The following is a 26,041-nucleotide window of genomic DNA, read 5'->3' as shown; positions in this document are numbered from 1 at the left end:
CTCCTTAAATAGACAGTTTCTTAACGCGTTTACCACCATACAGCAGGTTTACAATCGCACGAGTACCGACGATAGCGGTAAACATGGATGTTGCAACCCCGATTGCCGTTGTGATAGCAAAGCCTTTAATGGAGCCGGTACCGACTGCATAAAGGATCACAGCTGTAATTAATGTGGTTAAGTTCGCATCAATAATACTGGAGAAGGCACCTTTATAACCTTCATGGATGGCTTGTTGTACTGATCGACCATTACGTAATTCTTCTTTAATACGTTCGTTTATCAGTACGTTGGCATCGACAGCGACGGCAAGTGTTAAGACGATACCCGCAATACCCGGCATGGTCAGTGTTGCGCCCGGTAATAGTGACATTACCCCAACGATTAACACTAAGTTTGCCATTAATGCGGTACTCGCAATCACACCAAATTTACGATAATAAATTATCATAAAGGCAACAGACGCAATCAGACCCCATAAACAAGCTTCTAAACCTTGGGTAATATTTTGCAGACCCAAAGTTGGACCAATCGTCCTTTCTTCCACGATTTGAATAGGTGCAATCAACGCACCTGCACGTAATAACAGAGATAACTGGCGTGCTTCATTCGCATTTGAAATACCCGTAATACGGAAGCTATTTCCTAAACGACTCTGAATATTCGCAACGTTGATGACCTCTTCGCTTTTAACCAATATGGCACGGTCATTCTCATCGCGTTTACCGCTGTCTTTATACTCTACGAACAGTGTTGCCATCGGTTTACCGACGTTATCTTTCGTAAAGTTAGACATGATAGAACCACCCGCGCTATCAAGTGAAATATTCACTTGAGGTTGACCATATTCATCAGCCTGAGAGGTTGAATCTGTAATGTGGTCACCGGTTAAAATAACGCGTTTATAAAGAATTGTTGGTCTACCTTCACGGGTATATTTCACTTCTGAGTCGCCCGGAATACGACCTGTTTCTAAAGCAGAAGGATCAATGGTGGTATTGACTAAACGGAATTCTAATGTTGCTGTCGCACCTAAGATTTCTTTGGCACGAGCGGTATCTTGGATACCCGGTAATTCAACAACAATTCGGTCAGCGCCTTGACGTTGAACTAATGGCTCAGCAACACCTAACTGGTTAACACGATTACGTAAGATAGTGATGTTTTGCTGTACAGCATATGTACGCGCATCACGTAAACGTTCGTCAGTAAAAATAGCTCTTAATGAGTTATTTGCGCCATCTCTAAAAATGAGATCCTGATTACGACGAGTTAGGTAATCTGAAGCTTTAGAGCGATCATCCGCATTACGAAAACGGATTTCAACACCATAGTTATCAGTTTTACGGATAGATGAATACGGAATGCCTTCGTCACGTAATAATGTACGTAGACTTTCAACATTTTGTTCCTGAAGTTTACCTAACGCGGTTTCCATATCCACTTCCATCAAGAAGTGAACACCACCACGTAAGTCTAATCCCAGTTTCATCGGCTCACCGCCAATGGCTTCTAACCATTTTGGTGTTGCCGGTGCAAGGTTAAGTGCAACAATGAACTGGTCGCCTAAGGCAGGCAACAACACTTCACGAGCACGTAACTGAATATCAGGGTTACCGAAACGAGCCAAAATCGCACCATTTTCAAGTGCAATAGATTTCGCTTCAATTTTTTCTTTATCTAATAAAGATCGAACTTGATCCAGTGTTTGCTCATTGGCGGCGGTTCCCCGCACGCCAGTGATTTGAACAGCCGGATCCTCACCATATAGGTTAGGAAGTGCGTAAAGCAGACCGATGAGGATAGCGGCTATCAACATCAGGTACTTCCACAAAGGATAACGGTTTAGCACGGCAGTTCCCTTTTCCCTTTGGGGAAATGTTATTAAATAGCTTTCATTGTGCCTTTCGGTAATACAGCGGCAACAAAGTCACGTTTGATAGTTACTTCAGTTGTTTCATTCAGAGCAACAACGATATAGCCGTTATCTGAAACCTTAACAACACGACCAATTAAACCACCCGTCGTTAAAACTTCATCACCTTTACCAATAGAATCCATCAGTTTACGGTGTTCTTTAGTACGTTTTTGCTGTGGACGTAGGATCATAAAATAGAAAATCAGAATAAAGATCACTAACATCGGTAAAATAGACATAAAGCTAGCTTCAGGTGCTGCTTGTCCAGCAGAAGCAACAGCATCAGAAATGAAAAAACTCATTCACTTTTCCTCATTGTTGTCGATATCGACGATATTCAAGTTATAAGCCCAATATCATACACAGAATTGGGCTTTCTCGTATACATTATTCACACTTAGTCGCACTGCCATTTAGCGGTGGAACAGGTTTTCCAATACGTTCGTAGAATTCGTGTACAAACTCTTCAAAACGTGAATCTTCAATAGACTGACGAATTTCAGCCATCAAACGCTGATAATAACGCAAGTTGTGGATAGTGTTCAGCCTTGCACCTAAAATTTCGTTACAACGATCAAGATGATGTAAATAAGCACGGCTATAATTTTTACAGGTATAGCAGTCACAATGTTCATCAAGTGTTGATGTATCAGAGCGATGTTTCGCATTACGAATTTTAATGACACCATCGGTTACAAAAAGATGGCCATTACGTGCATTTCGTGTTGGCATCACACAGTCAAACATATCAATGCCACGACGAACACCTTCAACTAAATCTTCTGGTTTACCCACACCCATTAAATAACGCGGTTTATTCGCAGGAATTTGCGGGCAGACATGTTCTAAAATACGATGCATATCTTCTTTAGGCTCACCGACTGCAAGTCCGCCGACAGCGTAACCGTCAAAACCAATTTCGACTAGCCCTTTTACTGAGATATCACGTAAATCTTCGTAAACACCGCCTTGAATAATACCGAATAATGAATTTTTGTTATTGAGTTCATCAAAGCGTGCACGACTACGTTTAGCCCAACGTAATGACATCTCCATTGAGTTTTTCGCATAATCCCAATCTGAAGGATATGGCGTACACTCATCAAAAATCATCACAATGTCAGAGCCTAAATCGTATTGGATTTCCATTGATTTTTCTGGGCTTAAGAAAATCTTTTCACCATTAATAGGATTACGGAAATGAACCCCTTCCTCTTTAATTTTACGCATTGCGCCTAAACTAAAGACTTGAAAACCGCCAGAGTCCGTTAAAATCGGGCCTTGCCATTGCATAAAATCATGTAAATCACCGTGTAACTTCATGATTTCTTGACCTGGACGTAACCATAAATGGAAGGTGTTACCTAAAAGAATTTGTGCACCCGTTGCTTTCACTTCTTCAGGTGTCATTCCTTTTACTGTGCCGTAAGTCCCCACTGGCATAAAGGCAGGTGTTTCAACAACACCACGTTCAAAAATAAGGCGGCCGCGGCGAGCATTACCGTCGGTTTTATCTAATTCGTATTTCACTCATCCTCCAAGCATCAGAAAAACAGTCCAATGCGCAATAAAAAACAGCACATTCTAATCATTTGTTAGACGGCTGTATATGTTACTTCAACAAAAACCCATGCTTAGTCAAAGAGATCAAACAACAAAATTGAAATAACAATTCATAAAACGAAGAAAAACGTTAAAAAGAATAATAAATCTTTATTCTTGTCCTACTTTTTCATTGATAGCTAAAAGATTACGCGTAATAAACATCGCATCGCCATAGCTGAAGAAGCGATACTTTTGCTCAACCGCTTCTTTATAAGCATTCATGGTATTTTTATATCCAGCAAAAGCAGAAACCAGCATGATTAAAGTCGATTCTGGCAAATGGAAATTCGTAATCAATGCATCAATAATTTGATATTGATAACCTGGATAAATAAAGATTTGAGTATCATCAAAGAAAGGTGCAATTAACGCATCGTTTGTTGCCTTTGCCGCACTTTCTAACGAACGAACAGAAGTTGTTCCCACTGCAATCACGCGATTGCCACGTGCTTTACATGCTAATACAGCATCAACCACATCTTGTGGCACTTCTGCGTATTCAGAATGCATTGTGTGTTCTTCGATATTATCAACACGCACAGGTTGGAACGTCCCCGCCCCCACATGCAGTGTGACAAATGCCATCTCAACGCCTTTTTCTTTTAAGGCTTGAAGTAAGGGTTCATCAAAGTGTAACCCTGCCGTAGGTGCTGCAACCGCACCAGGACGCTCATTATAGACCGTTTGATAAAGTTCTTTATCAGACTCTTCATCAGGACGATCAATATAAGGAGGTAAAGGCATATGCCCAATGCTATTCAGAATAGTAAGAACATCCCTTTCATCATCAAAGCGAATTTCAAAAAGTGTATCATGACGCGCAACCATCGTTGCTTGTACACTTTCATCTTCACCTAGTACCAGCGCAGCACCTTCTTTTGGTGATTTAGAGGCTCTAACATGAGCAAGAACGCGATGTTCATCAAGCATACGCTCAACTAACACTTCGATTTTACCACCTGACGCTTTACGACCATAAATACGCGCAGGGATCACGCGAGTATTATTAAAAACCAGCAGATCACCTGCATTTATTTTATCTAACACATCGGTAAAAATACCGTGTGATAAAGCCCCCGTCTCCCCTTCTAAAGAGAGCAAACGACATCCACTGCGTTGAGGTTGTGGATAGTGAGCAATCAAGGCTTCTGGTAATTCAAATGTAAAGTCTGATACACGCATAATTAAACGACTACTTTCATAAAAAACAGGCGGACTAGTCTAGTGCTGCCAGCTTATCAGTGCAAGAAAGAAGCCCTTTTTTATTCAAAAGGCGCTATGATGATGAGATGAATTATCTTGCTCACTTACATCTCGCCTTTAGAGCAAAAAGCTCTCTATTAGGCAATATGATGGCAGATTACGTTAAAGGCGCGCCTAGCTCTGATTACAGTCAAGCTGTTATTGAGGGCATTCGTATGCATAGACGCATTGATGTACTCACTGATACTCACCCATTAGTCAAACAGGCTCGTCTTTTATTTCCTGATGAATATCGCCGAGTTTCACCAATTACTTTAGATGTTTTTTGGGATCATTTCCTTTCTTTGAATTGGTCAACATTTGAACCGAATATACCGTTGGCTAAATTTGTCACCAATGTTCGAAATATTATCGAACCTGATTTATGGCAAACACCTGAGAAATTCCAAGAACTTAATGAGTATCTATGGCCACAATCTTGGTTAATTCGGTATGCTGACAAAGCATATATTGCCCAAACATTGAAAGGCATGGCAAGAAGAAGACCACGATTAAGTGCACTAGCGGGCTCTTATATCGTACTCGAAACACATTACGATGAATTAAGTAAGATCTTTTGGCAGTTTTATCCACAATTGCTAGAAAGAGCACAGCATCACCAACTTGATGACTGATACATTTAACTACTATTTTAGTTTTCATTCTTTTGTCATATTGTAGGATTATATTTGATATATCAAAGAGATGCTCAGTCCATTTATGATATTATTCGTAACGGTTTGTTAACAAACATAGTATTCATTTCCAAAGTTGATTAGAATGAACGTCATACAAGGAGCCATAAATAATCCGACTTTATTGTATTAAGTTAATAGCTATAATCTATTAAATAGATTGTTCTGTTTGACTTTATCGATAGCGATTGATTATTTATGCTGTATGCATCATTTAAAAACAAGGTATACACCCTAAATTACTCTAAATAGTTCGAGGTGTAGCTGGGCGACAAGTGAATGAATCGCTAGGAGCATACAAAAGTATGTGACTAGTGCGAATAAACGCAGTCAACAACGCTACAACTTGAAATATGACGAGTATAAACAAGGTATACACCCTAAATTACTCTAAATAGTTCGAGGTGTAGCTAGGCGACAAGTGAATGAGTCACTAGGAGCATACAAAAGTATGTGACTAGTGCGAATAAACGCAGTCAACAACGCTACAACTTGAAATATGACGAGTATAAACTCTTTCAATTTACAGGAGTACATTATGGTTCTGGTTACTCGCAAAGCCCCTGATTTCACAGCTGCTGCCGTTTTAGGTAATGGTGAAATTGTTAATGATTTCAACCTGCATTCATTTATCAAAGGCAAACCTGCCGTTATTTTCTTCTGGCCAATGGATTTCACTTTCGTTTGCCCTTCAGAACTGATTGCATTCGATCACCGTTTTGAAGAGTTCCAAAAACGCGGTGTTGAAATTATCGGCGTTTCTATGGACTCAGAATTCGTACATAACGCATGGCGTAAAACGGCCATCGATGATGGCGGTATCGGTGAAGTAAGATACCCAATGGTTGCTGATATCAAACATGACATCATCAAAGCATACGGTATCGAACACCCAGAAGCGGGCGTTGCGCTACGTGGTTCATTCTTAATTGACAAAGAAGGCGTTGTTCGTCACCAAGTCGTTAACGATCTACCATTAGGTCGTAATATTGATGAAATGATCCGTATGGTTGACGCACTGCAATTCCACGAAGAGCACGGTGATGTTTGCCCTGCACAGTGGGAAAAAGGTCAAGAAGGTATGGGCGCATCTCCAGACGGCGTGGCTAAATACCTGAAAGCAAACTCTGGCAAACTGTAATATCTCAGTAAGCTAATATCTTTCTAAGAGCCTGTGAAAACAGGCTTTTTTATTCTTATTTTACCTATCTATTTCTTTATCACGTCCCCTCATTACCTTTATAAATTATACATTAGTTTATTATTTTCCAACTTAAAGAACGTTTTGTGATCATCACATCAAAAAAAATTCTCCTCACTAATAACCCCTCCCTATACTTATTGTTATGCAATTGTTAATTAACATTAATAATTGTGTATATATATCTATTTTTATTCGCTTTTATTAAAGATAACTCCCTGTTATTAACGGAGATAATGATGATTACTATAAAAAAAACTCACCTGCTCTTACTTACCACACTCTTTTCACCCGCACTCTATGCGGCTTATGAGCCTGCTGTTGAAGCGCAACACGGCATGGTGGTTTCTTCTCAACATTTAGCCTCTCAGGTAGGAAATGATATTTTACAAAAAGGAGGTAATGCGATTGATGCCGCCGTTGCTGTTGGTTATGCGCAAGCTGTTGTAAATGCCTGCTGCGGTAATATTGGTGGCGGTGGTTTTATGACAATACACCTTGCTGATGGTACCAATACCTTTATTAATTTTAGAGAAACCGCACCTGCCTCTGCCTCTAAAAATATGTATTTAGATAAAGACGGTAATTTAATTAAAGATGCCAGCTTATACGGTTATCTCGCCTCAGGTGTACCCGGTACAGTAAAAGGGTTGAATTCAGCATTAGAGAAATACGGTACGTTATCTCGCCAAGATGTTATGGCACCTGCCATTAAACTTGCAAGAGAAGGCTATATTTTAACGCGAGCTGATACTGATGTGTTAGAAACAACAACAGAACGCTTCAAACAAGATCCTGAGTCGGCAAAAATCTTCTTAAAACCCGATGGAACACCTTGGCAACCTGGTGATCGCCTAATTCAAACTGATTTAGCCAATACATTGGAACTTATTGCCAACCAAGGTTCTGAAGCATTTTACCAAGGAGAGATCCCTAGAAAAGTTGAAGAAGCGTCGAAACAACATAATGGTCTATTAACTCAAGAAGATTTTGCAAACTTCACTATTACCGAAACGCCGCCCATTACCTGTACTTATCGAGGTTATGAGTTTATTTCTGCGCCACCTCCAAGTTCAGGTGGGGTCACTATCTGCCAAACACTGAATATTTTGGAAGGTTACGATCTTAAATCGATGGGTTTTAATTCAGCTGAATATGTTCATACTCTAACGGAAGCAATGCGTCATGCTTATATGGACAGAAACACGTTTCTTGGTGATCCTCAATTTATTAAAAATCCAACAGAAAAGTTATTAAGTAAAATTTACGCCACAGAAATACGCCAACAAATTAAACCGAATAAAGCCACACCATCAGAAAATGTACAACCGGGTATCGCTCCTCATGAAAGCCCAGAAACTACACACTACTCAGTTATAGATAAAGAAGGTAACGCAGTATCAACCACTTATACTATAAATGGTCGTTTTGGTGCCGTTGTTATTGCTCCCGGAACTGGTTTTTTTCTCAACAATGAGATGGATGATTTTACAACCAAAGTCGGCGAAAAAAATCTCTATGGTTTAGTGCAAGGTGAACGCAATAGCATTGCACCATTAAAACGCCCATTGTCATCAATGAGCCCAACGATTGTGACGAAAGAAGGCAAACCATTCCTTATTTTAGGATCACCAGGCGGTTCTCGTATTATCTCCATCACCTTACAAACTGCGCTGAATATCATTGAATTTGGTATGCCACCACAAGAAGCGGTGAATAGTCCCCGTATTCACCATCAATGGTTACCCGATGAGGTTTACTATGAGCAACGAGGATTATCAAAAGACACGTTAGAAAAGCTCTCTACAATGGGATATAAAATGGTAGAACAAACCCCATGGGGAGCGGCTGAACTTATTATGGTCGGACTCCCCGGAGAAAAAGGGGTGATCCCAGCTTCATCAGGTAATGATTCCGCAGTTTCTGGTACAGTGCGTGAAGGTTATCTTTATGGATCAAATGATGTTCGTCGCCCCGCAGGTAAAGCGGTGGGTTACTAACCATAAAATCACATAATAGAGCAGACAAAAGAAACCTTCTCTTAATTAGAAAAGGTTTCTTTTTTTATAAAAATGATCTAGTCATGGTTTTACAATTTATTCATATATCATTCTATTATTAATAATCAATATCAATTTTTGGTTAAATAAATAATTAACATCAAATATCAATTTATTATTAAAATAATAATATGAGATAAAATATAAGAACAAATCACCTTTAATTTAATTTCAATAATTTAATATATATAAATGGTAGTTATTTTCTTTCGTAATTACAGATAAAAACAATAATCATTTAATTAAATAAAATTAATAACACTCGCTATTTTTATTTCTATGATAGCTGTCACAGTATTAATTTTTTAATAACCACACTATCAGGGAGGATAATAAAAAGTACGTAAGAAGTGGAGATAACACATTGTAAATACAAATATTTAACATTTCACCACAATGTATTTTTATCATAAAAACAGTTGAAATTAATAATATATCCCTTAACCAAATCGCTATTTTATTTATTATATAACGGTAAGGCAAGTGGATAAATAAATAATTTATCATCACAACTTATTTCTTATTAAATTAGTTAAGCGGAGATAAATATTAATGTCTGATACACATCATCGTCCAATATTAGATATTGGGCTATCAAGACTAGAGTTTCTGCGAATATCCGGTAAAGGTCTTGCAGGGATCACAATAGCACCCGCATTGCTTTCTCTTTTGGGTTGTAAGCAAGAAGAAATAGATAGCGGAATAATTCAATTAACTACAACACCTAAAGGCGTTTTAGTCACAAATAGAGCGCGTTGTACGGGATGCCATCGCTGTGAAACAGCATGTACAACATGGAATGATGGAAGCGTTGGATCCTTCTTTTCACGCACCAAAATCCATCGTCATTTTTATTTTGGTGATAAAGGTATTGGCTCCGGTGGTGGGCTTTATGGCGATTTAAACTTTACAACCGATACCTGTCGCCAATGTAAAGATCCTGAATGTATGAAGGTCTGCCCAGTAAAAGCTATCCGCTATCAAGAAGAGTTCGGTTGTATTGTTGTTGATACACGTCGTTGTATTGGTTGTGCCGCCTGTACAACAGCTTGTCCGTGGATGATGGCAACCGTCAACCCACAAACTAAAAAATCCGGCAAATGTAATTTATGTGGTGAGTGTGCATCAGCGTGTCCAACAGGCGCTCTACAAATCATTGAATGGAAAGAAATTACTGTTTAATAAATCCAGACAATCACATCACTGAACCACATTTAGATTAGGAAGCAATATTATGACTAACGGCTGGACTGGAAATATTCTAAGAATCAATTTGACGACTGGAACCATCACTCGTGAAAGCTCAAGCAAGTATAAATTCTTGATTGGTGGTATGGGCTTTGGCTACAAAATTATGTATGAAGAGGTTGCTCCTGGCGTTAAACCTTTTGATGAAGAAAACAAAGTTATCTTTGCAGTAGGCCCTTTGACAGGTTCGGGTGCGCCTTGTAGCTCTCGCGTCAATATCACTTCTCTTTCCACTTTTACGCGCGGCAATCTTGTTGTTGATGCTCATATGGGGGGATTTTTCGCAGCATGGATGAAATTTGCAGGCTATGACGCTCTGATTATTGAAGGTAAATCAGATAAACCTGTTTGGATCCATATTGATGATGACCAAGTTTCTATTGAAGATGCCTCTTTCTTATGGGGTAAAGGTGTTCGTCAAACCACAGAAGAGTTGTGTGCTCAAACAAGCCCAGAAGCTTGTGTTGCCACCATTGGCCCTGCGGGCGAAAATCTCGTTCCTTTATCTGGCATTATTAATAGCCGTAATCATAGCGGTGGTGCGGGTGTTGGGGCTGTTTTAGGTTCTAAAAAATTAAAAGCAATTGTTGTCGAAGGGAGTCGTGGCGTTAACGTTGCTGATCGTAAAGCGTTAAAAGAACTTAATGACTACATGATGACTCAACTAATTGGTTCTAATAATAATCACGTTGTACCGAGTACACCGCAATCATGGGCAGAATATTCACACCCCGGCTCTCGTTGGACTGCACGTAAAGGACTGTATTGGGGCGCTGCTGAAGGTGGACCAATTGAAACGGGTGAAATCCCTCCGGGTGATATCAATACTGTCGGTTTTAGAACCATGAAATCGACCTTTGACTTGGGTCCAGAAGCAGAAGAATACACCGTAAAAATGGGGGGTTGTCACTCTTGTCCTATCCGCTGTATGTCTCAACTCAATGTTCCACAAGCGAAAAAATTTGGTGTACCACAAACAGGTGGTAACACTTGTGTCGCTAACTTCGTCCACACAACGATTTTCCCTAATGGTCCTAAAGATGTTGAGAAAAAAGGAGATGGTAACGTTGTTGGTAACCTAGTCGGTCTTAATATTTTTGATGATATGGGACTTTGGTGTAACTACGGTCAGCTTCATCGTGACTTCACGTATTGTTATACCCACGGTGTCTTTAAACGCGTATTACCTGAAGCCGAATACAACGAAATTCCATGGGATAAACTGGAAGAAGGTAACCCTGAATTTATCAAAGAATTCTACTATCGTTTAGCCCATCGCAAAGGTGAATTTAGTCATCTTGCTGATGGCTCTTATCTTATCGCACAGCGCTGGAATTTAGGTGAAGAGTATTGGGCTGACAAGAAAAACAAACTTTGGTCACCAATGGGCTTCCCAATTCATCATGCGAATGAAGCATCGGCTCAAGTTGGTTCTATCGTTAACTGTATGTTTAACCGAGATGCAATGACACATACCCATATCAACTATATCGGCAGTGGTTTACCCCTGAAACTACAAAAAGAGATTGCAGGTGAATTGTTTGGTTCTGGTGATGCTTTTGATGAAACCAAAAACTATACACCAATCAATAAAGCCAAAATTGCTTATACCAAGTGGACCATTTTACGTAGTTGCTTACACGATGCTGTCACCTTATGTAACTGGGTCTGGCCAATGACGGTTTCTCCTCATAAGAGCCGTAATTATCGTGGTGACTTAGAGATGGAAGCTAAATTCTTTACTGCTATCACGGGTGAACCGACGACATCTAAAGATCTGGATTTAGCCTCAGAGCGTATTTTCACTTTGCATCGCGCTTATACCGTTAAATTAATGAATACCATGGATATGCGTAATGAACATGACCAAATCTGTTCATGGGTATTTGATAAAGATCCTGATATTCCAGTCTTTACTGAAGGCACCGACAAAATGGACAGAGAAGACATGCAACTTTCTCTCACCATGTTCTATGAAGAAATGGGCTGGGATCCTAAATTAGGTTGCCCAACAAAAGACACTTTAGTTCGCCTTGGTTTACAAGATGTTGCTGACGATTTAGCGTCTCGTGGTTTATTACCCAGTTAATAGGTAAAAGAAGGAGATCATGATGATAGAACAAAATGCATCGGCTTCTATACCACAAGATACCGCTGATGATACAGATATTGCTTTAGAGCAACCTGATATCTCTCGTCGCCGTTGGTTACTGCCATTATCAGAAACAGGTGTTGGACGTAGTGCTAACACCTCAACGGATACCGTAACCGTAGAAGAACCCGTTGCAGAGATAGCCGAATTATCTGCTGAACAACATCTAGCGAATGCGATACGTCAATGTTCAAAAGAAGGTGAACTATTAGCAATTTCAACGCTGTATGATGCGCCCTATTCCCTGACTGAAGAGGATATTGCGCAGTTAGAAACCGCGTTAAAGCGCGACGAGTTTATTGATATCGCCCATTTAAGTCTCAATGGCGAGGATTATTTCTACTCTGATGAATTTATGTCCGATAACTTCGCACAACTGCAATTATTAAACCGCCATGCGGATATTTGTACAGCAATTGCAGGTGTCGTTCGTTTTGAATGCGAAACCTATCCTCGACCATTAAAACAAAGCATGTTGATGTCTGAACCTTTTCATTACACAGCTTCAGAGATTGAAGATGCACTGACACTGATGAAAACTCACCCTGATTTTCAGGATATTCAGCAAATTTTAGCCTCCAATAACGCCCCTTATCTCTTTAGCAATACGTTAATGAGTTACGGCAAAGCGCGAGGCTTAACTGAATGGATCGAGGTAGAACAACATGAAAATCCTTAATGTTCTGCCTTATCAACGAAATTCGATGTGGGTATTACAACATCATCAGACTGAGGAGCAAAAATAATGCGTGTTTCTCGCCGTAAATTTGTAGTAGGTATGGGATCGGTCATTTTTTTCAGTGCGCCACTAGGAAGTGCGCTTGCCGCAACTGCAGAAAAAAAACCTATCCGCTATGCCATGATCCATGATGAGACGCTTTGCAATGGCTGTAATATCTGCGCCACGGCATGTCGTCGATTAAATAAAGTTCCTAATGGTATGGCTCGAATGGATATTGCCCATATTCCCTTAAGCCTCAAAGAAGATAACGATAAATACCATTTCTTTAGACACTCTTGTCAACAATGTGAAGATGCTCCTTGTATCCCTGTATGCCCGACTGGTGCATCTTGGCGTGATGAAACCAATGGTATTGTTCGTGTAAATAAAGAGAAATGTATTGGATGTAGCTACTGTATATCAGCCTGTCCATACCAAGTACGTTATCTTAACCCAGTGACACATGTTGCTGATAAATGTGATTTTTGTCTTGAGTCCCGATTACAAAAAGGTTTCCCACCGATTTGTGTGAGCGCTTGTCCACAAAATGCCCTGTTATTTGGCAAAGAAGATAGCCCTCAAATTCAAGAATGGCTCAAAACACACGATTACTATATTTATCAACTTGATGGTGTAGGAAAACCCCATCTCTATCGCCGTGTAGGGCCTCATGTTCAAGAGGAGGGTAAAGTATGAGTATCGTCAATACAATGCCAGGCAGTGCTCAGTTCCAAGCCGCACTAAAAGAGTATGTTTTAATCTATACACCTGATTATTTGCCCCTTTGGTTAATTGTTGCAGGCGTATTATTTATTGGCATGTTGCTTGTTCTGGCTCTGCATGGCTTCTTGCGTTATCGCTTTGCCACACCACACGGTGAGTCGCATAAAGAAGAGAAGCTCTATCTTTACTCTAAAGCCGTTCGTTTGTGGCACTGGAGTAATGCCTCTTTATTTATTCTGTTGCTTCTCAGTGGTGGAATTAACCATTTCGCTCTGCTTTCAGCCCACGATACGGCGTTATTGGTCAGTGTGCATGAAATTTGCGGTTATCTACTCTTGGTTTGCTGGTTATCCTTTGTTCTGATTAATCTTGTTGGTGGTAATGGCAAGTTTTACCGCATCGAGGGTAAAAACTGGTTTCACCGCGCTTTTATGCAAACACGTTTTTATCTCTATGGCATTATCAAAGGAGAAGATCACCCCTTCCCAGCAACACCCACTGTTAAGTTTAATCCACTGCAACAAATGGCTTATTTAGGTGTGATGTATGCATTAGTTCCACTACTTTTAATAACAGGTGTTTTACTTCAAAACCCAGCATTTATTCCTGCTGATGCAGTGATGTTTAAAGCATGGTTATTAATCGCACACCAATTCTTAGCGGTATGTAGTGTCTTTTTTATCATTGGTCATCTTTATCTGTGTACAACAGGAAAAACACCATTCCAAACATTTCGCAGTATGGTTGACGGTTACCATAGACACTAATTAATACACGGATTAAGGAGCTTATATGTCAGTCCCTTCAAAGGAAAATATTAGATTAACAAAAGAAGACTTACGACAACTGCACGTTTCAACGTCACTTTATCGTTGGTTTTTGCGTTATTTTCCTGATGGAGGCACTTACAGTGCTATCCATAGTGAGTTAATAAAACAGCGCCGTACACAATGGATAGAAAGCTTTATTCAATATATTTATTTACGTCATTTTAATAAAGCGTCCTTTGCCAAACAGGAACAAGAAGTCATGGAAAACATCTTGTTCCTGCTCGGCAATGAACAACAACAAGGCGTGACATTACAACGCCTTCCATATCACAACACATTACCAACATCTGAAAACATTCAATTCTCGACCGAATGGCATCAATTGATCTTAAAAAGCCAACAACTAAGTACCGATCTTGCTTTGTGTGGAAGTAACAATATTGTGGCTTTTTCTGGCGATGAAAACAGCATTGCCAACACCGGTTATAGCAATCAGTTGATGATGACGGGTTTTGCAGGGAAAGTGGCTAATACAGGAAATCAGTGTCGTATTGGTAGCTTAGGCGGGCGCTCCCGCATTTGTAATAGTGGCAATGATGTCAAGATTTATGCTGCAGGTAGTGGTGTTCATATCGCCAACTGTGGTATGCGTAATTTTATTACAGCCTCTCAAGATCGCGCAAAAATCACTAATACAGGGGATTTAGCGCAAATCAATGTGACTGGAAAAAACGCTGTGGCAATTAACACTGGCGATAACTGCAAAGTCACGGTATCTGGCGACGACAGTATGTGTATTTCAACGGGTACTCTCCATCAGTTCTGCTTAGGAAAAAACGGGAGTGCTGTGATTGCTTACCATGACGGCAATCGTACTCGCTTTAAAATTTTCTATGAAGGTGAAGACGGTATTGAAGCTGGTGTTCACTATTATTTAAATGAAAACCAACAACCGGTGGCAGGAAAGCAGTATTCTACAGATAAAAACTAATAAGCAATCTAAGCTAACGTGTTTGCTCTACCCTTAAATCAAATAGACACTATAATGTCCAAAGTAGCTATTTTTTGCTATAATTAGACATTATAGTATCTATTTGGGCTAATAAATGAAACTCTCATTACTTACTGATCTCGATGTGAGTCGAGCCTTTGCTTCTCATTTACGAAAGTTGCGTGAAAAAGAAAAATGGTCACGCGAACAACTTGCCGAGCGTAGTACAGTTCCTGCTTCAACTATCAAAAAGTTTGAGTTACAAGGTAAAATTTCACTACGCCAGTTACTGTTACTTTGGCAATGCCTTGATGATTTAAATAATCTTTATGCGGTTGTTGATCCTAAGAAAATGAATAAACCACGTATGCCAAGGACTATTGAAGAGGTATTACAAGATGAGTTTTAAGCCAATAAAAAAGGGAAACTTCCGTTTCCCTTTTTGCGTTTAACTCTATCTGTTTTCACTGCATTTTATTGCTTATTGATGGCTTCAGTATGGATCACTTTTTTATGGTGTGAACCAGCAACTTTGTCATAAATACCACAAACTACAATCGTAATGAGAACAGGAATTAACCACGCTAACCCTTGCTCACTTAAAGGTAATTTTGTCGCCCAATCAGGTAATAAATGCTTCAAATAATCAGACGCTTTTATTGCATCAAAAATACCAAAAAATAAGCTAACAGCCATTGCTGGCGCGATAATACGACTTGGGTTATTCCACAGACGTAATGTGAAACTCATTAGAATAATCACAATACAAGGAGGATAAATCATTATCAGTACAGGGATAGAAAACGCAATCAGCTTACTCAAACCTAAGTTTGAAACAACGGCTGAGAATATCGCCAGGATCAACACTAAGGCACGATAAGAGATAGGCAAATAACGGCTAAAAAACTCGGCACACGCGCACGTTAAACCCACAGCAGTCACCATACAAGCTAAGAAAATCAGTACAGCCAAGAAGAAACTACCAAAATTGCCGAAAGTATACTGAACATAGGCATGTAGGATATCAGCGCCATCTTGAGCCCCCGGAATAATACTGCCACTGCTAGAGCCTAATTTAAATAAACTCAAATAGATCGCAGTTAACAATACACCAGCAATGATCCCCGCCCACATAGTATAACGTGTTAACAGTGATGAATTATCAATACCTCGAGAGCGAGCCGCATTAACAATAACAATACCAAAAACCATTGCGCCCAATGTATCCATGGTGAGGTAACCGTTAATAAAACCCTGAGTCAACGCCATATCGCGATAAGCATCAGTCGCAGGAATAGCACCACCCGCAGGCCAAAATATCGCAGCCACACCTAATACCGCTAATGCCAGAATTTTAATCGGGGCAAGAATATGACCCACACTGTCTAACAATTTACCTGGATAAAGTGAAATACCAATAACAATTAAGAAATAGACAATGCTGTAAATCAACAATGACATTTCTGTATCACCCACTAGAGGAGCAATACCCACTTTGAAAGAAACCGTTGCAGTGCGAGGTGTTGCGAAAAGAGGTCCAACAGCAAGATAGGCAACAATAGCCAATAATAATCCCATTGATTTGCCAATAGGTGTACTTAATGCCTCAATACCCCCACCGACTTTTGCCAATGCGACAACCGTTAAAACAGGCAAACCTACACCGGTGATCAAAAAACCAATTGCTGCAGTCCAAACAAATTCGCCAGATTGTAAACCGACCATTGGAGGAAAAATAATATTGCCAGCGCCAACAAATAGGGCGAATGTCATAAACCCTAATGCCAGAATATCTCTGGAAGTTAATCTATGTGCCATAAGTTTTGTTAATATATAGTTACAATAAGGGGTAAATTGCGCCAATATAACGCAACATAAAATCAACAATATCTATTTAGGCTCATATCATCATTATTCAGGATAATATCCACATATAATCATTTCATATAGAGCAATTAGGTACTAAATAGAAAAAATTGCCGATAACTGGTCACAAGTAAAACTTTTATAATGAAAAAAGGCAATAGCCAATCCAAAAACCAGAATAATCATCTAAACTATTTTTCAGCACTAGTTATAACTATCATATATCATCGAATATACATGATATGATTTGTACATTTTATCACCAATAAAATTAACTATTGGCATCATTTAAAGTTACTATTAATTAATAATATTAAAATTTAACGCTACGATATTAGTTTTTATTGATATTAAAAATATAGGAACAAAAAAGCCTTTATCACAAATTGAATTCAAGTGATAAAGGCCTTTAAAAAGCATACTGCTAGTGTGTTTTTTTAGCGGTAAGCAGGGTTTGAGGAAGGATAAAAGAGAACGTACTCCCAACACCGACTTTACTTTCAATATTCAATTGAGAGTGATGATGAAGCAATGATTTTTTCACAATAGCCAAACCTAACCCAGTTCCACCAGAATGACGAGAGCGAGCTTTATCAACGCGATAAAAACGTTCGGTTAAACGCGTTAAGTGTTCAGCGCTGATCCCCGCCCCATTATCTGAAACACTAAATAACATACCTTGAGGAATTTTCTTCCAACTGACATTTATGGTTGAACCTTCGTCAGTGTGATTAATAGCGTTATACACTAAATTAGAAACCGCACTACGCAGTTGCTCTTCATTACCACGAACAGCCCACTGTTCATCAACATCAAAAATAATCTGATGTTGACCTTGACTGAGTGAGTTAGCTTCTTGTTGTAATAAAGCCAAAATAGCAGGAATATCAACAATCTTGTTTAAATCAATATGGGGGGCAGATTCAATACGAGAAAGCTGTAAGAGCTGCTGCACAAGCGTATCCATACGTTTAGCTTGCTCTTGCATCGTGACTATCGCTTTATGCTCAGCGGGTTTTTCTACACTCTTTTCTTCCATCATTTCAAGATAACCTTGAATAACGGTTAACGGTGTTCTTAACTCATGACTCACATTAGCAAAAAAATCACGTCGCGAGTTTTCTAGTTTATTTTTTTCTGTCACATCACGAGCTACCATCAAACGCTGGTCTTCGCTATATGGCATCACACGGAACTCAACAATAGAGCCATTATTGAGTGAAATGGTTAAGGGGCGACTAAAATCACCCGCAGTAAAATAGTGTAAAAAATCAGGATAACGTAATAAGTTAAAAATAGTTTGCCCGTTATCTTCAGGCCAACGAAAACCTAATAGATGTTGAGCAAGGCTATTACACCAAAAAATATTCCCTTCATTTGTCATCATCACAACAGCATCGGGTAGACTTTCAGCCCCACTTCTAAAACGTTTAATTAAATCACCTAATTCTCTACGTCGCTTACGATTACGTTGCTGAGTTTGTCGAATACCATAAAAAATAGGCTCCCATCCTCCCCTACCTTCAGGGGGCAATATCGAGCGATCTAACCATAACCATTTAGATAATTTCAGCAAATTATAAGCATGCCACACAAGGGCACTGAGAAGCGATGCCACCAGCAACCAAGGAAGATGCCCGATAAAAAGCGATAATATAAAGGCAGGCAAACAAAATAGACATAGCCCCCAAACGAGGGCTTTCCACGATAGTCGTTCTAACACCTGACGATTACTCCCATATTGACTTAGAAACGGGCAGAGAAACGATATCCCGTTCCGCGTACTGTCTGTATCATTCTGTCATGACCATCTTCTTCAATGGCCTTACGTAAACGACGAATATGCACATCAACAGTACGGTCTTCGACATAAACATTCGTTCCCCAAACATAGTTTAACAGCTGTTCTCTGCTGTATACGCGTTCAGGATGTGTCATAAAAAAGTGCAGGAGTTTAAATTCGGTAGGGCCCATCTCAATCGGTTTATCTTGACTCGTCACCCGATGAGAAACAGGATCAAGTCCTAATCCATTGAACTCTATGATATCTTCCGCTGACATTGGTGATAAACGCCGTAAAATTGCCTTCACACGAGCAACAAGCTCTTTAGGTGAAAAGGGTTTGATAACATAATCATCAGCACCCGTTTCTAACCCTTGAACTTTATCTTCTTCTTCCCCTTTCGCAGTTAGCATAATAATTGGGATATCACGGGTGTTACTTTCCCGTTTCATCTGCTTTATTACCTGCAAACCAGATCCCCCAGGGATCATCCAATCTAATAAAACCAGATCAGGGTAAGGATCAATAAGAAAGCTCAATGCAGAATCATAGTCTTCTGCTTCAATAGGTTGAAAACCATTTTGTTCCAAAACAAAACAGATCATCTCTCGAATTGCGGTTTCATCTTCAACAACAAGAATACGCCTTGCCATACTCTATCCTGTGTAATGTATATAGAGGGTCAAAATGATTATGATGCAGTTTTATGACAGATTTATGACTAACCTTAACATTACTGAAATAGATCCCTGTTGTTAAGGCAAATAAGTCGTTTTTTGGTGAAATGTCACTCAAAAAGAAGGCTTATTGTTGAGTTTTCACTAAAAAAGTAAGGTGCGTTATACTCTCCAACAGATAAAAAAGAGGGATAGTAATGCGGATTATTCACACATCAGATTGGCATTTAGGGCAATATTTTTTTACTAAGACTCGCGCTAAAGAACATCAACAGTTTCTTGATTGGTTGTTAGCACAAATTAAACATTATCAAGTCGATGCACTGATTGTTGCAGGCGATATTTTTGATACTGGCTCCCCTCCAAGTTATGCCAGAGAACTTTATAACCGTTTTGTGGTTGCTATTCGAGACACACAATGTCAGCTCGTTATTCTTGGTGGTAATCACGACTCGGTGGCAACACTCAATGAATCAAAATCACTATTGGCGTGTTTAAATACAACCGTTATTGCTAATGTTGATACTGAAACACCACAAGCCCCGCTCATTCTTCCTCAAAAAGATAACACTCCGGGAGCACTGCTTTGTACTATCCCTTATCTACGCCCCAGAGATATGATCAGCAGCAAAAGTGGACAATCTGGGGCTGAAAAACAAAACGCTCTAAAAGAAGCCATTGCTGATTATTACCAAGCTCAATATCAAGTTGCTCTTGATTTACGTAAAAAATTGAATGCAAATATCCCCATTATTGCAACAGGTCATCTCACGACTATCGGTGCAAGCGTCACCGATTCAGTACGTGAAATTTATATTGGGACTTTAGAGGCTTTTTCTGCAACCCTATTTCCTGAATTTGACTATATTGCTCTTGGTCATATTCATCGCCCTCAAGTGGTGAATAAATCAGGTCATATTCGTTATAGTGGCTCCCCTATTCCTTTAAGTTTTGATGAGAGCGGACAACAGAAAAGCGTCTGTCTTATCGATTTTGAGCAAGACAAACTCACTAACCTCACACTTTTACCTATTCCTGAGCTTCAGTTACTACGCACTATTCGTGGTTCATTAAAAGAGATAGCAATACAACTTGAGGACTTAAAAAAACAATACGGTGAAATAGAGACCACAATTTGGTTAGATATCGAAGTCTCAACCCAAGATTATCTCAGTGACATACAAACTCGTATTCAAGAGCTCACTCACGATCCGCTTTTTGATGTGATCTTATTAAGAAGAGCCAGAAAACAACGCCAAGCATTCACTCAAAATGAAAACGAAACACTGACTGAGTTAACCGTTTATGATGTTTTTGAAAGGCGCTTAGAACAGCATGAGTTTGATTCAGAAGAGATAAAAACACGCTTAACAACATTGTTTAAGCAAGCCGTTGAAATGGCAGAACAAGAGGATAACGAAGCATAATGAAAATCTTAAGTCTGCGATTTAAAAATATTAATTCCTTAAAAGGTGAATGGAAAATTAACTTCAACCAAGAACCTTTTATTAGCAACGGATTATTTGCGATTACAGGCCCTACGGGGGCGGGAAAAACCACCCTGTTAGATGCGATAAGTTTAGCGCTTTATCATCGAACGCCACGACTCGATAAAGTCACACAATCACAAAATGAGTTAATGACACGCCATACAGCAGAATGTTTGGCTGAAGTTGAATTTGAAGTCAAAGGTGTGGCTTATCGTGCATTTTGGGAACAACGTCGTGCTAATTATAAAGAGGATGGTAATCTTCAAGCACCACAAGCAGAACTGGTTAAACTCAATACCATAGGTGGCGAAGACAAAATATTGGCGAGCAAGATAAGCCAAGTGAAAGAGATGATCATTAATATCACGGGTCTTGATTTTGATCGTTTCACTAAATCAATGTTACTTTCTCAAGGGCAATTTGCGGCTTTTTTAAATGCGGATGATAAATCTCGCGCTGAATTACTCGAAGAACTGACTGGCACAGATATTTATCGCCATATTTCCCAATCTATCTTTAAACATTGGCGTGAAGAAGAACAAGCATTAAAAACGTTAAAACAGCAAGCCGAAATGATGGCGTTATTAGATGAAAATGCTCGCCAAGCTTTATTAACTGAACAAACTGAGCTTTTTGCCAAAGAGCGCCAATTACAAAAACAACAACAGGAATATCAAGCAGCACAACAGTGGCAAGAAAAAGAAACTGAACTTAGTAAAAACAAAGCATTAGCACAAACTGAGGTTAACTTAGCACAAGCAGCATTAGTTGCAGCTAAACCTGAGATTCAACGTCTTGAAAATAGCGAACCCGCAGAAAAAATCCGTCCAATTTATGATGAAAAAAACCGTCTATTAAAAGAACAAGCCTATATTGAGTCACAATGCTCAACACTAAAAGAAGAAAAACAACGGATTGAACAACAGAGCCAACCGATTAATCAGCATCTCGTCGAGGCTCGTAATACATTTAAACAACACAATGAGAAAAAACAACAAATATTACAGCTTATTCGTGAAAAAGTAACACCATTAGATAATCAGTTAATCTTGCTACAACAGGATATTTCAGTAAAAACACAGCAAAAAAATACGCTAGAGAAAACAAAGTCAGAATATCTAGAAAAAATACAGTTAACAGAAACCCAATTAGCGAGCTCACAAACGCAATTCAATGAATTAAATGACTATTTAACTCAGCATACAGCCCATGCTCAACTTGCTGAAAATTTACCTTTATGGCAACGTTATTTTGAGCAATATGATGAAATTACAGAAAAATATTTAATTAGCCAGAAAAGCGAAAAAGTAGAACAAGAAAAAGAACAGTTTCTTAAACGTTCTCTTGAGAAAACAACACATACACTAGAAAAACAACAGCACACGCTTAAGTTGCAACAGGAACAATTAAGTCAATTACAAACGCAAATTGAGCAACAAAAGAAAACAGATGCCATTGCAGATATCCCTCATCGTTTGCAACAAATTTCTCAGCAAAGAAATGCTCTCGCAAAACTCATGGGATTACAGGCTCAATTACAGCATGCTATAAAAACGAAACATCAATACCAAAAAACACAGTCAGACAATCAGCAAAAAATAGTCATGCTAACTGAAAACATCAGTAAAAATGGCATCGTTTTAAAAGAGAAAGAACAGCATCTCAAAGACTTAAATGATAATTATCTTTTAATACGCAAATTAGCAGAATACGAAGAAGAAAGACTGCGTTTAGTTAAAGACACCCCATGCCCTGTATGTGGTTCAACTGAACATCCTTATGTTGAAAAATACAAAGAAATTAAGCCCGACGAAACCAAAACACGATTAGATATTTTAACGCAACAAGTTCATGTATTAACAATAGAGTTAGTGGAACAAAAAACACAGTGCGCTAACTATCAAGCTCAAAATGAAAAACTAAGTCTTGAACTTGAGCAGCTCACACAAGATATTGCGTCATTAAAACAGCAATGGCGAGTTTTAGCTCAAACTTACGCATTACCCGATGTTGATAGAGAAGAAACAGATCTAACTCAATTAGATTCAGAACTTGAAAAAGAAGATAATTTACTGGCACAAAAACAGATTAGTTATCAACAATTAGAAGCCCAAATTCAACAAGAATACAAACGGTTATCTGATAGCAAAGAGCAATTTAATCAACAACAACAAGCGATGTTTCATCAACAAAATGAATTTGCTCAACAACAGAGAGAGGTTTCCAATAAACAACAGCAAACAGCGCAATATCTTCAACAACAAACCCAGTTAGCGCAGGAGCTTCAATCTCTTGTCAAACAGCAAGGTTATGAATTACAGGAATTTGAAGACAAAATTCAATGGCTTATTGCGCGTAAAAAAGAGAACCAACAATATCAATTAACCTTAAAAACACATTCTGAATTACAACAAACAATTCGTGAATTGTTATTAACGCTGGAAGAGAGAAAACGCTATTTATCTGAATCTCAAAAAGAACTTGATGCTGTTTTAGTTCATTTAAAACAATTAAATCAGCAACAAGAACAGCTAAACGCACAACGCCAAGCTTTATTCGGGACACAAACTACTGAAGATGCACGTAATGAGTTGGATAAACAGAGCCAATGGTTACAAAAACAAATCGAGCAATATAGCGAAGAAAAAAATCGACTCGAAATACGTTTAAATCAGCTAATTGGTCAATATCAGGAAAACGAAAAATCACAACAACGGCTTAATGTCCACTCACAAACCATTCTTGAACAATATCAAAATAAATTAAAAAATAGCCCTTTTGCTGATGAAAAGGCATTTCTGGCGTCGCTGTTATCCGTTGAGGAAAGAAATCGTTTACAAGAGCAGCAAAAACAACGGCTTGATAAGCTATTGCAAGAGAAAACACGTTTAGACACTCAAGTAAATAACTATCAACAGCACTTGTCACAACAACCGATATTGGTAACACAACAAAATTTTGAACAAATTACCGCCCAGTTATTGCAGTTAGAAACACAAATGACTCAAGTACAAGAAACGAAGTTTCGTATTCAAGAGCAACTGCGTATTGATGAGGAAAAACGTAAAGAGCAACAGGATCTATTGATCCATATTACCAAACAACAATCTCAATTCGATGATTGGAGCTACTTAAACGAATTAGTCGGATCAGCATCAGGCGATAAATTCAGCCGTTTTGCTCAAGGATTAACACTTGATCATCTCATTTATTTAGCTAACCTTCGTTTAGAAAAACTTCATGGACGTTATTTCTTGCAACGCAAAACACCCGCAAGCCTTGAACTACAAATTGCCGACACGTGGCAAGCCGATGCGTTGCGAGATACTCGCACGCTATCAGGTGGCGAAAGTTTCTTAGTTAGCTTATCTCTCGCCTTAGCGCTGTCGGATTTAGTCAGTAACAAAACTCAAATCGAATCACTATTTCTAGATGAAGGCTTCGGCACATTAGATCCTGATACTCTAGATATTGCATTAGATGCTCTCGATAGCCTAAATGCATCCGGCAAAATTATTGGCGTAATTAGTCACGTAGAAGCTATGAAAGAGCGCATTCCTGTACAAATTAAAGTGAAGAAGGCGGGAGGATTAGGTATTAGCCAACTCGCTCCCGAGTTTAGATGTTCAGATAAATAAATTATAAATCAAACAGTTAAAAACTAGGTCGAATATTTTGACGTAACTGATTAAATTTTTTATATATCAATAAATCACGACTAAGCCCTATAGTATGTCCATAGATTAGCTCAAGCTAAGACACGCTTTAAGCGCTCAAATTTATCAAGGAGACAATCATGTCTAACGCATTTACTGATTTAATGAAAAAACGTAGAACAATTTATCATTTAGGTAATCAACTTCCTATTAGCGAAGACAGAGTCACTGCGGTTATCAAAGAAGCGGTTAAAGAAAGCCCAACAGCATTTAACTCACAAACATCTCGTGTTGTTGTTCTGTTTGGTGAACAACATCAAAAACTGTGGGATATCGTTAAAAACACACTGAAAAAATTAGTCCCTGCAGAAGCGTTTAGCGCCACTGAAGCTAAAATTGATAGTTTCGCCGCAGGTGCTGGTTCAATTCTGTATTTCGAAGACACCGATATCGTAAAAGGTCTTCAAGAGCAATTCCCACTGTACGCTGAGAACTTCCCTGTATGGTCAGAGCAAGCAAGTGGTATGGCACAACTTTCTGTTTGGACAGCCTTAGCAGCAGAAAACGTAGGTGCTTCATTACAACACTACAACCCAATTATTGATGACGAAGTTCATGCAACTTGGGATCTGCCAAAAACATGGAAATTAAGAGCGCAAATGGTCTTTGGTTCAATTGAACAAGAGGCTGGTGAGAAGAATTATATGGAAGATGATGCACGCTTTAAAATCTTCAAATAAGTGTTAGAACAGACATCTGACAAAAGACCCTAGCAATAAGTAATACCCTCTTTTTCTTTACTTTCATTCCATTGCCCACAAGCCTCTGTGGGCTTTTTTTTTATTACATGCCTACAAAACAAGCGTGGTTGCCTAATGCCACCACGCTTTTATGCTTTAATGCGTTTCAGATCGGTCTTCACTGTTGTTTCTGAGCATCATAGAAATTTTCATGAGATAGCCATGAATAGCCATGACTTACACTTCCAGCCTCACGGCAGTTATCACCTTATAAAATTAAAACGTGATAAGTTTAGATCTTTATCATCACGACAAAACGCAATCTTTTGTCGCTTAAAGAAGCAATACACCACAAATGATGCCTTATAAAGGCTTTGACTCTTATGTCTATTCCCCTACATTTGCGAATAAAAAAACATAAAAAAAGAGCAAAGTGCGTAATGAATACAAAGGTAGGGATGGACCCTTTGTGTTCAACACTTTGCTCTCTTTATTTAGTTACG

20 protein-coding genes are annotated in these 26,041 nt (G+C 39.0%); 13 read left to right on the top strand and 7 right to left on the bottom strand.

Going from position 1 to position 26,041, the window contains the following annotated elements:
* Positions 1-4 precede the first annotated feature (4 nt).
* The 4 genes from secD to queA all read right to left on the bottom strand — a co-directional run bounded on the left by secD (position 5) and on the right by queA (position 4,705).
* Positions 5-1,852: a protein translocase subunit SecD gene (secD, locus tag SB028_RS03520; RefSeq protein WP_074454090.1), complete on the bottom strand. Its 1,848-nt coding sequence runs from the start codon at positions 1,850-1,852 to the stop codon at positions 5-7.
* Positions 1,853-1,884: 32 nt separating this feature from the next.
* On the bottom strand, positions 1,885-2,220 hold the full coding sequence (gene yajC, locus SB028_RS03515) for a preprotein translocase subunit YajC (RefSeq protein WP_006535133.1): 336 nt from the start codon (positions 2,218-2,220) through the stop codon (positions 1,885-1,887).
* Positions 2,221-2,305: 85 nt separating this feature from the next.
* A complete protein-coding gene (gene tgt, locus SB028_RS03510) occupies positions 2,306-3,448 on the bottom strand; it encodes a tRNA guanosine(34) transglycosylase Tgt (RefSeq protein WP_036911729.1) in 1,143 nt (380 codons plus the stop codon).
* A 183-nt stretch (positions 3,449-3,631) separates the two neighbouring features.
* Positions 3,632-4,705 carry a tRNA preQ1(34) S-adenosylmethionine ribosyltransferase-isomerase QueA gene (queA, locus tag SB028_RS03505; protein WP_318859841.1) on the bottom strand — a complete coding sequence of 358 codons (1,074 nt, stop codon included), beginning with the start codon at positions 4,703-4,705 and terminating at the stop codon, positions 3,632-3,634.
* Between the two features lie 107 nt (positions 4,706-4,812).
* Between queA and SB028_RS03500 the strand changes: the two genes are divergently transcribed.
* From SB028_RS03500 to SB028_RS03455, 10 genes are all read left to right on the top strand, one after another.
* Positions 4,813-5,400 (top strand): ACP phosphodiesterase, encoded by a 588-nt coding sequence (locus SB028_RS03500; protein WP_069368735.1) that lies wholly within the window; start codon positions 4,813-4,815, stop codon positions 5,398-5,400.
* Between the two features lie 598 nt (positions 5,401-5,998).
* Positions 5,999-6,601 carry a peroxiredoxin C gene (locus tag SB028_RS03495; RefSeq protein WP_004247207.1) on the top strand — a complete coding sequence of 201 codons (603 nt, stop codon included), beginning with the start codon at positions 5,999-6,001 and terminating at the stop codon, positions 6,599-6,601.
* 299 nt (positions 6,602-6,900) lie between these two features.
* Positions 6,901-8,661, top strand: a complete 1,761-nt coding sequence (gene ggt / locus SB028_RS03490; protein WP_171729929.1) for a gamma-glutamyltransferase — start codon at positions 6,901-6,903, stop codon at positions 8,659-8,661.
* A gap of 612 nt (positions 8,662-9,273) precedes the next feature.
* Complete coding sequence (locus SB028_RS03485; protein ID WP_006535141.1) at positions 9,274-9,903, top strand: ferredoxin-like protein; 630 nt, start codon at positions 9,274-9,276, stop codon at positions 9,901-9,903.
* A gap of 52 nt (positions 9,904-9,955) precedes the next feature.
* A complete protein-coding gene (locus tag SB028_RS03480; protein ID WP_069368603.1) occupies positions 9,956-12,058 on the top strand; it encodes an aldehyde ferredoxin oxidoreductase in 2,103 nt (700 codons plus the stop codon).
* 22 nt (positions 12,059-12,080) lie between these two features.
* A complete protein-coding gene (locus tag SB028_RS03475; protein ID WP_248620015.1) occupies positions 12,081-12,800 on the top strand; it encodes a YdhW family putative oxidoreductase system protein in 720 nt (239 codons plus the stop codon).
* A gap of 66 nt (positions 12,801-12,866) precedes the next feature.
* Positions 12,867-13,538: a 4Fe-4S dicluster domain-containing protein gene (locus SB028_RS03470; protein WP_069368605.1), complete on the top strand. Its 672-nt coding sequence runs from the start codon at positions 12,867-12,869 to the stop codon at positions 13,536-13,538.
* Positions 13,535-14,332, top strand: a complete 798-nt coding sequence (gene phsC, locus SB028_RS03465) for a thiosulfate reductase cytochrome B subunit (RefSeq protein ID WP_069368606.1) — start codon at positions 13,535-13,537, stop codon at positions 14,330-14,332. The genes SB028_RS03470 and phsC overlap by 4 nt, the downstream gene beginning before the upstream one ends.
* 25 nt (positions 14,333-14,357) lie before the next feature.
* Positions 14,358-15,326: a protein YdhT gene (gene ydhT / locus SB028_RS03460; protein ID WP_069368607.1), complete on the top strand. Its 969-nt coding sequence runs from the start codon at positions 14,358-14,360 to the stop codon at positions 15,324-15,326.
* Positions 15,327-15,441: 115 nt separating this feature from the next.
* Positions 15,442-15,735 carry a helix-turn-helix domain-containing protein gene (locus SB028_RS03455; protein ID WP_069368608.1) on the top strand — a complete coding sequence of 98 codons (294 nt, stop codon included), beginning with the start codon at positions 15,442-15,444 and terminating at the stop codon, positions 15,733-15,735.
* 65 nt (positions 15,736-15,800) lie between these two features.
* Here the strand turns inward: SB028_RS03455 and brnQ are convergent, their stop codons facing one another.
* The 3 genes from brnQ to phoB all read right to left on the bottom strand — a co-directional run bounded on the left by brnQ (position 15,801) and on the right by phoB (position 19,628).
* Complete coding sequence (gene brnQ, locus SB028_RS03450) at positions 15,801-17,144, bottom strand: branched-chain amino acid transport system II carrier protein (protein WP_069368736.1); 1,344 nt, start codon at positions 17,142-17,144, stop codon at positions 15,801-15,803.
* A 472-nt stretch (positions 17,145-17,616) separates the two neighbouring features.
* Positions 17,617-18,915: a phosphate regulon sensor histidine kinase PhoR gene (phoR, locus tag SB028_RS03445; protein WP_069368609.1), complete on the bottom strand. Its 1,299-nt coding sequence runs from the start codon at positions 18,913-18,915 to the stop codon at positions 17,617-17,619.
* Positions 18,916-18,938: 23 nt separating this feature from the next.
* A complete protein-coding gene (phoB, locus tag SB028_RS03440; protein ID WP_069368610.1) occupies positions 18,939-19,628 on the bottom strand; it encodes a phosphate regulon transcriptional regulator PhoB in 690 nt (229 codons plus the stop codon).
* Positions 19,629-19,849: 221 nt separating this feature from the next.
* On the opposite strand from phoB, the gene sbcD reads away from it, so the two are divergent.
* From sbcD to SB028_RS03425, 3 genes are all read left to right on the top strand, one after another.
* Entirely contained in the window at positions 19,850-21,079 is a 1,230-nt protein-coding gene (gene sbcD, locus SB028_RS03435) for an exonuclease subunit SbcD (protein WP_069368611.1), read from the top strand.
* Entirely contained in the window at positions 21,079-24,780 is a 3,702-nt protein-coding gene (locus SB028_RS03430) for an SbcC/MukB-like Walker B domain-containing protein (RefSeq protein WP_318859827.1), read from the top strand. The genes sbcD and SB028_RS03430 overlap by 1 nt, the downstream gene beginning before the upstream one ends.
* Before the next feature lie 158 nt (positions 24,781-24,938).
* Positions 24,939-25,538 (top strand): nitroreductase family protein, encoded by a 600-nt coding sequence (locus SB028_RS03425; protein WP_069368613.1) that lies wholly within the window; start codon positions 24,939-24,941, stop codon positions 25,536-25,538.
* Positions 25,539-26,041: the final 503 nt, after the last annotated feature.

The organism is Proteus vulgaris, from assembly GCF_033708015.1.
Lineage (GTDB): Bacteria > Pseudomonadota > Gammaproteobacteria > Enterobacterales > Enterobacteriaceae > Proteus.
This window is presented reverse-complemented; position numbering and strand designations above follow the sequence as displayed.

Bases quoted from the DNA above. Each gene is read 5' to 3' on its own strand.
- SB028_RS03430 (WP_318859827.1), top strand. From the start codon at position 21,079: ATGAAAATCTTAAGTCTGCGATTTAAAAATATTAATTCCTTAAAAGGT.
- SB028_RS03425 (WP_069368613.1), top strand. From the start codon at position 24,939: ATGTCTAACGCATTTACTGATTTAATGAAAAAACGTAGAACAATTTAT.
- brnQ (WP_069368736.1), bottom strand. From the start codon at position 17,144: ATGGCACATAGATTAACTTCCAGAGATATTCTGGCATTAGGGTTTATG.
- SB028_RS03500 (WP_069368735.1), top strand. From the start codon at position 4,813: ATGAATTATCTTGCTCACTTACATCTCGCCTTTAGAGCAAAAAGCTCT.
- yajC (WP_006535133.1), bottom strand. From the start codon at position 2,220: ATGAGTTTTTTCATTTCTGATGCTGTTGCTTCTGCTGGACAAGCAGCA.
- SB028_RS03485 (WP_006535141.1), top strand. From the start codon at position 9,274: ATGTCTGATACACATCATCGTCCAATATTAGATATTGGGCTATCAAGA.
- sbcD (WP_069368611.1), top strand. From the start codon at position 19,850: ATGCGGATTATTCACACATCAGATTGGCATTTAGGGCAATATTTTTTT.
- ydhT (WP_069368607.1), top strand. From the start codon at position 14,358: ATGTCAGTCCCTTCAAAGGAAAATATTAGATTAACAAAAGAAGACTTA.
- SB028_RS03495 (WP_004247207.1), top strand. From the start codon at position 5,999: ATGGTTCTGGTTACTCGCAAAGCCCCTGATTTCACAGCTGCTGCCGTT.
- ggt (WP_171729929.1), top strand. From the start codon at position 6,901: ATGATTACTATAAAAAAAACTCACCTGCTCTTACTTACCACACTCTTT.
- SB028_RS03480 (WP_069368603.1), top strand. From the start codon at position 9,956: ATGACTAACGGCTGGACTGGAAATATTCTAAGAATCAATTTGACGACT.
- SB028_RS03475 (WP_248620015.1), top strand. From the start codon at position 12,081: ATGATAGAACAAAATGCATCGGCTTCTATACCACAAGATACCGCTGAT.
- SB028_RS03470 (WP_069368605.1), top strand. From the start codon at position 12,867: ATGCGTGTTTCTCGCCGTAAATTTGTAGTAGGTATGGGATCGGTCATT.
- phsC (WP_069368606.1), top strand. From the start codon at position 13,535: ATGAGTATCGTCAATACAATGCCAGGCAGTGCTCAGTTCCAAGCCGCA.
- SB028_RS03455 (WP_069368608.1), top strand. From the start codon at position 15,442: ATGAAACTCTCATTACTTACTGATCTCGATGTGAGTCGAGCCTTTGCT.
- phoB (WP_069368610.1), bottom strand. From the start codon at position 19,628: ATGGCAAGGCGTATTCTTGTTGTTGAAGATGAAACCGCAATTCGAGAG.
- queA (WP_318859841.1), bottom strand. From the start codon at position 4,705: ATGCGTGTATCAGACTTTACATTTGAATTACCAGAAGCCTTGATTGCT.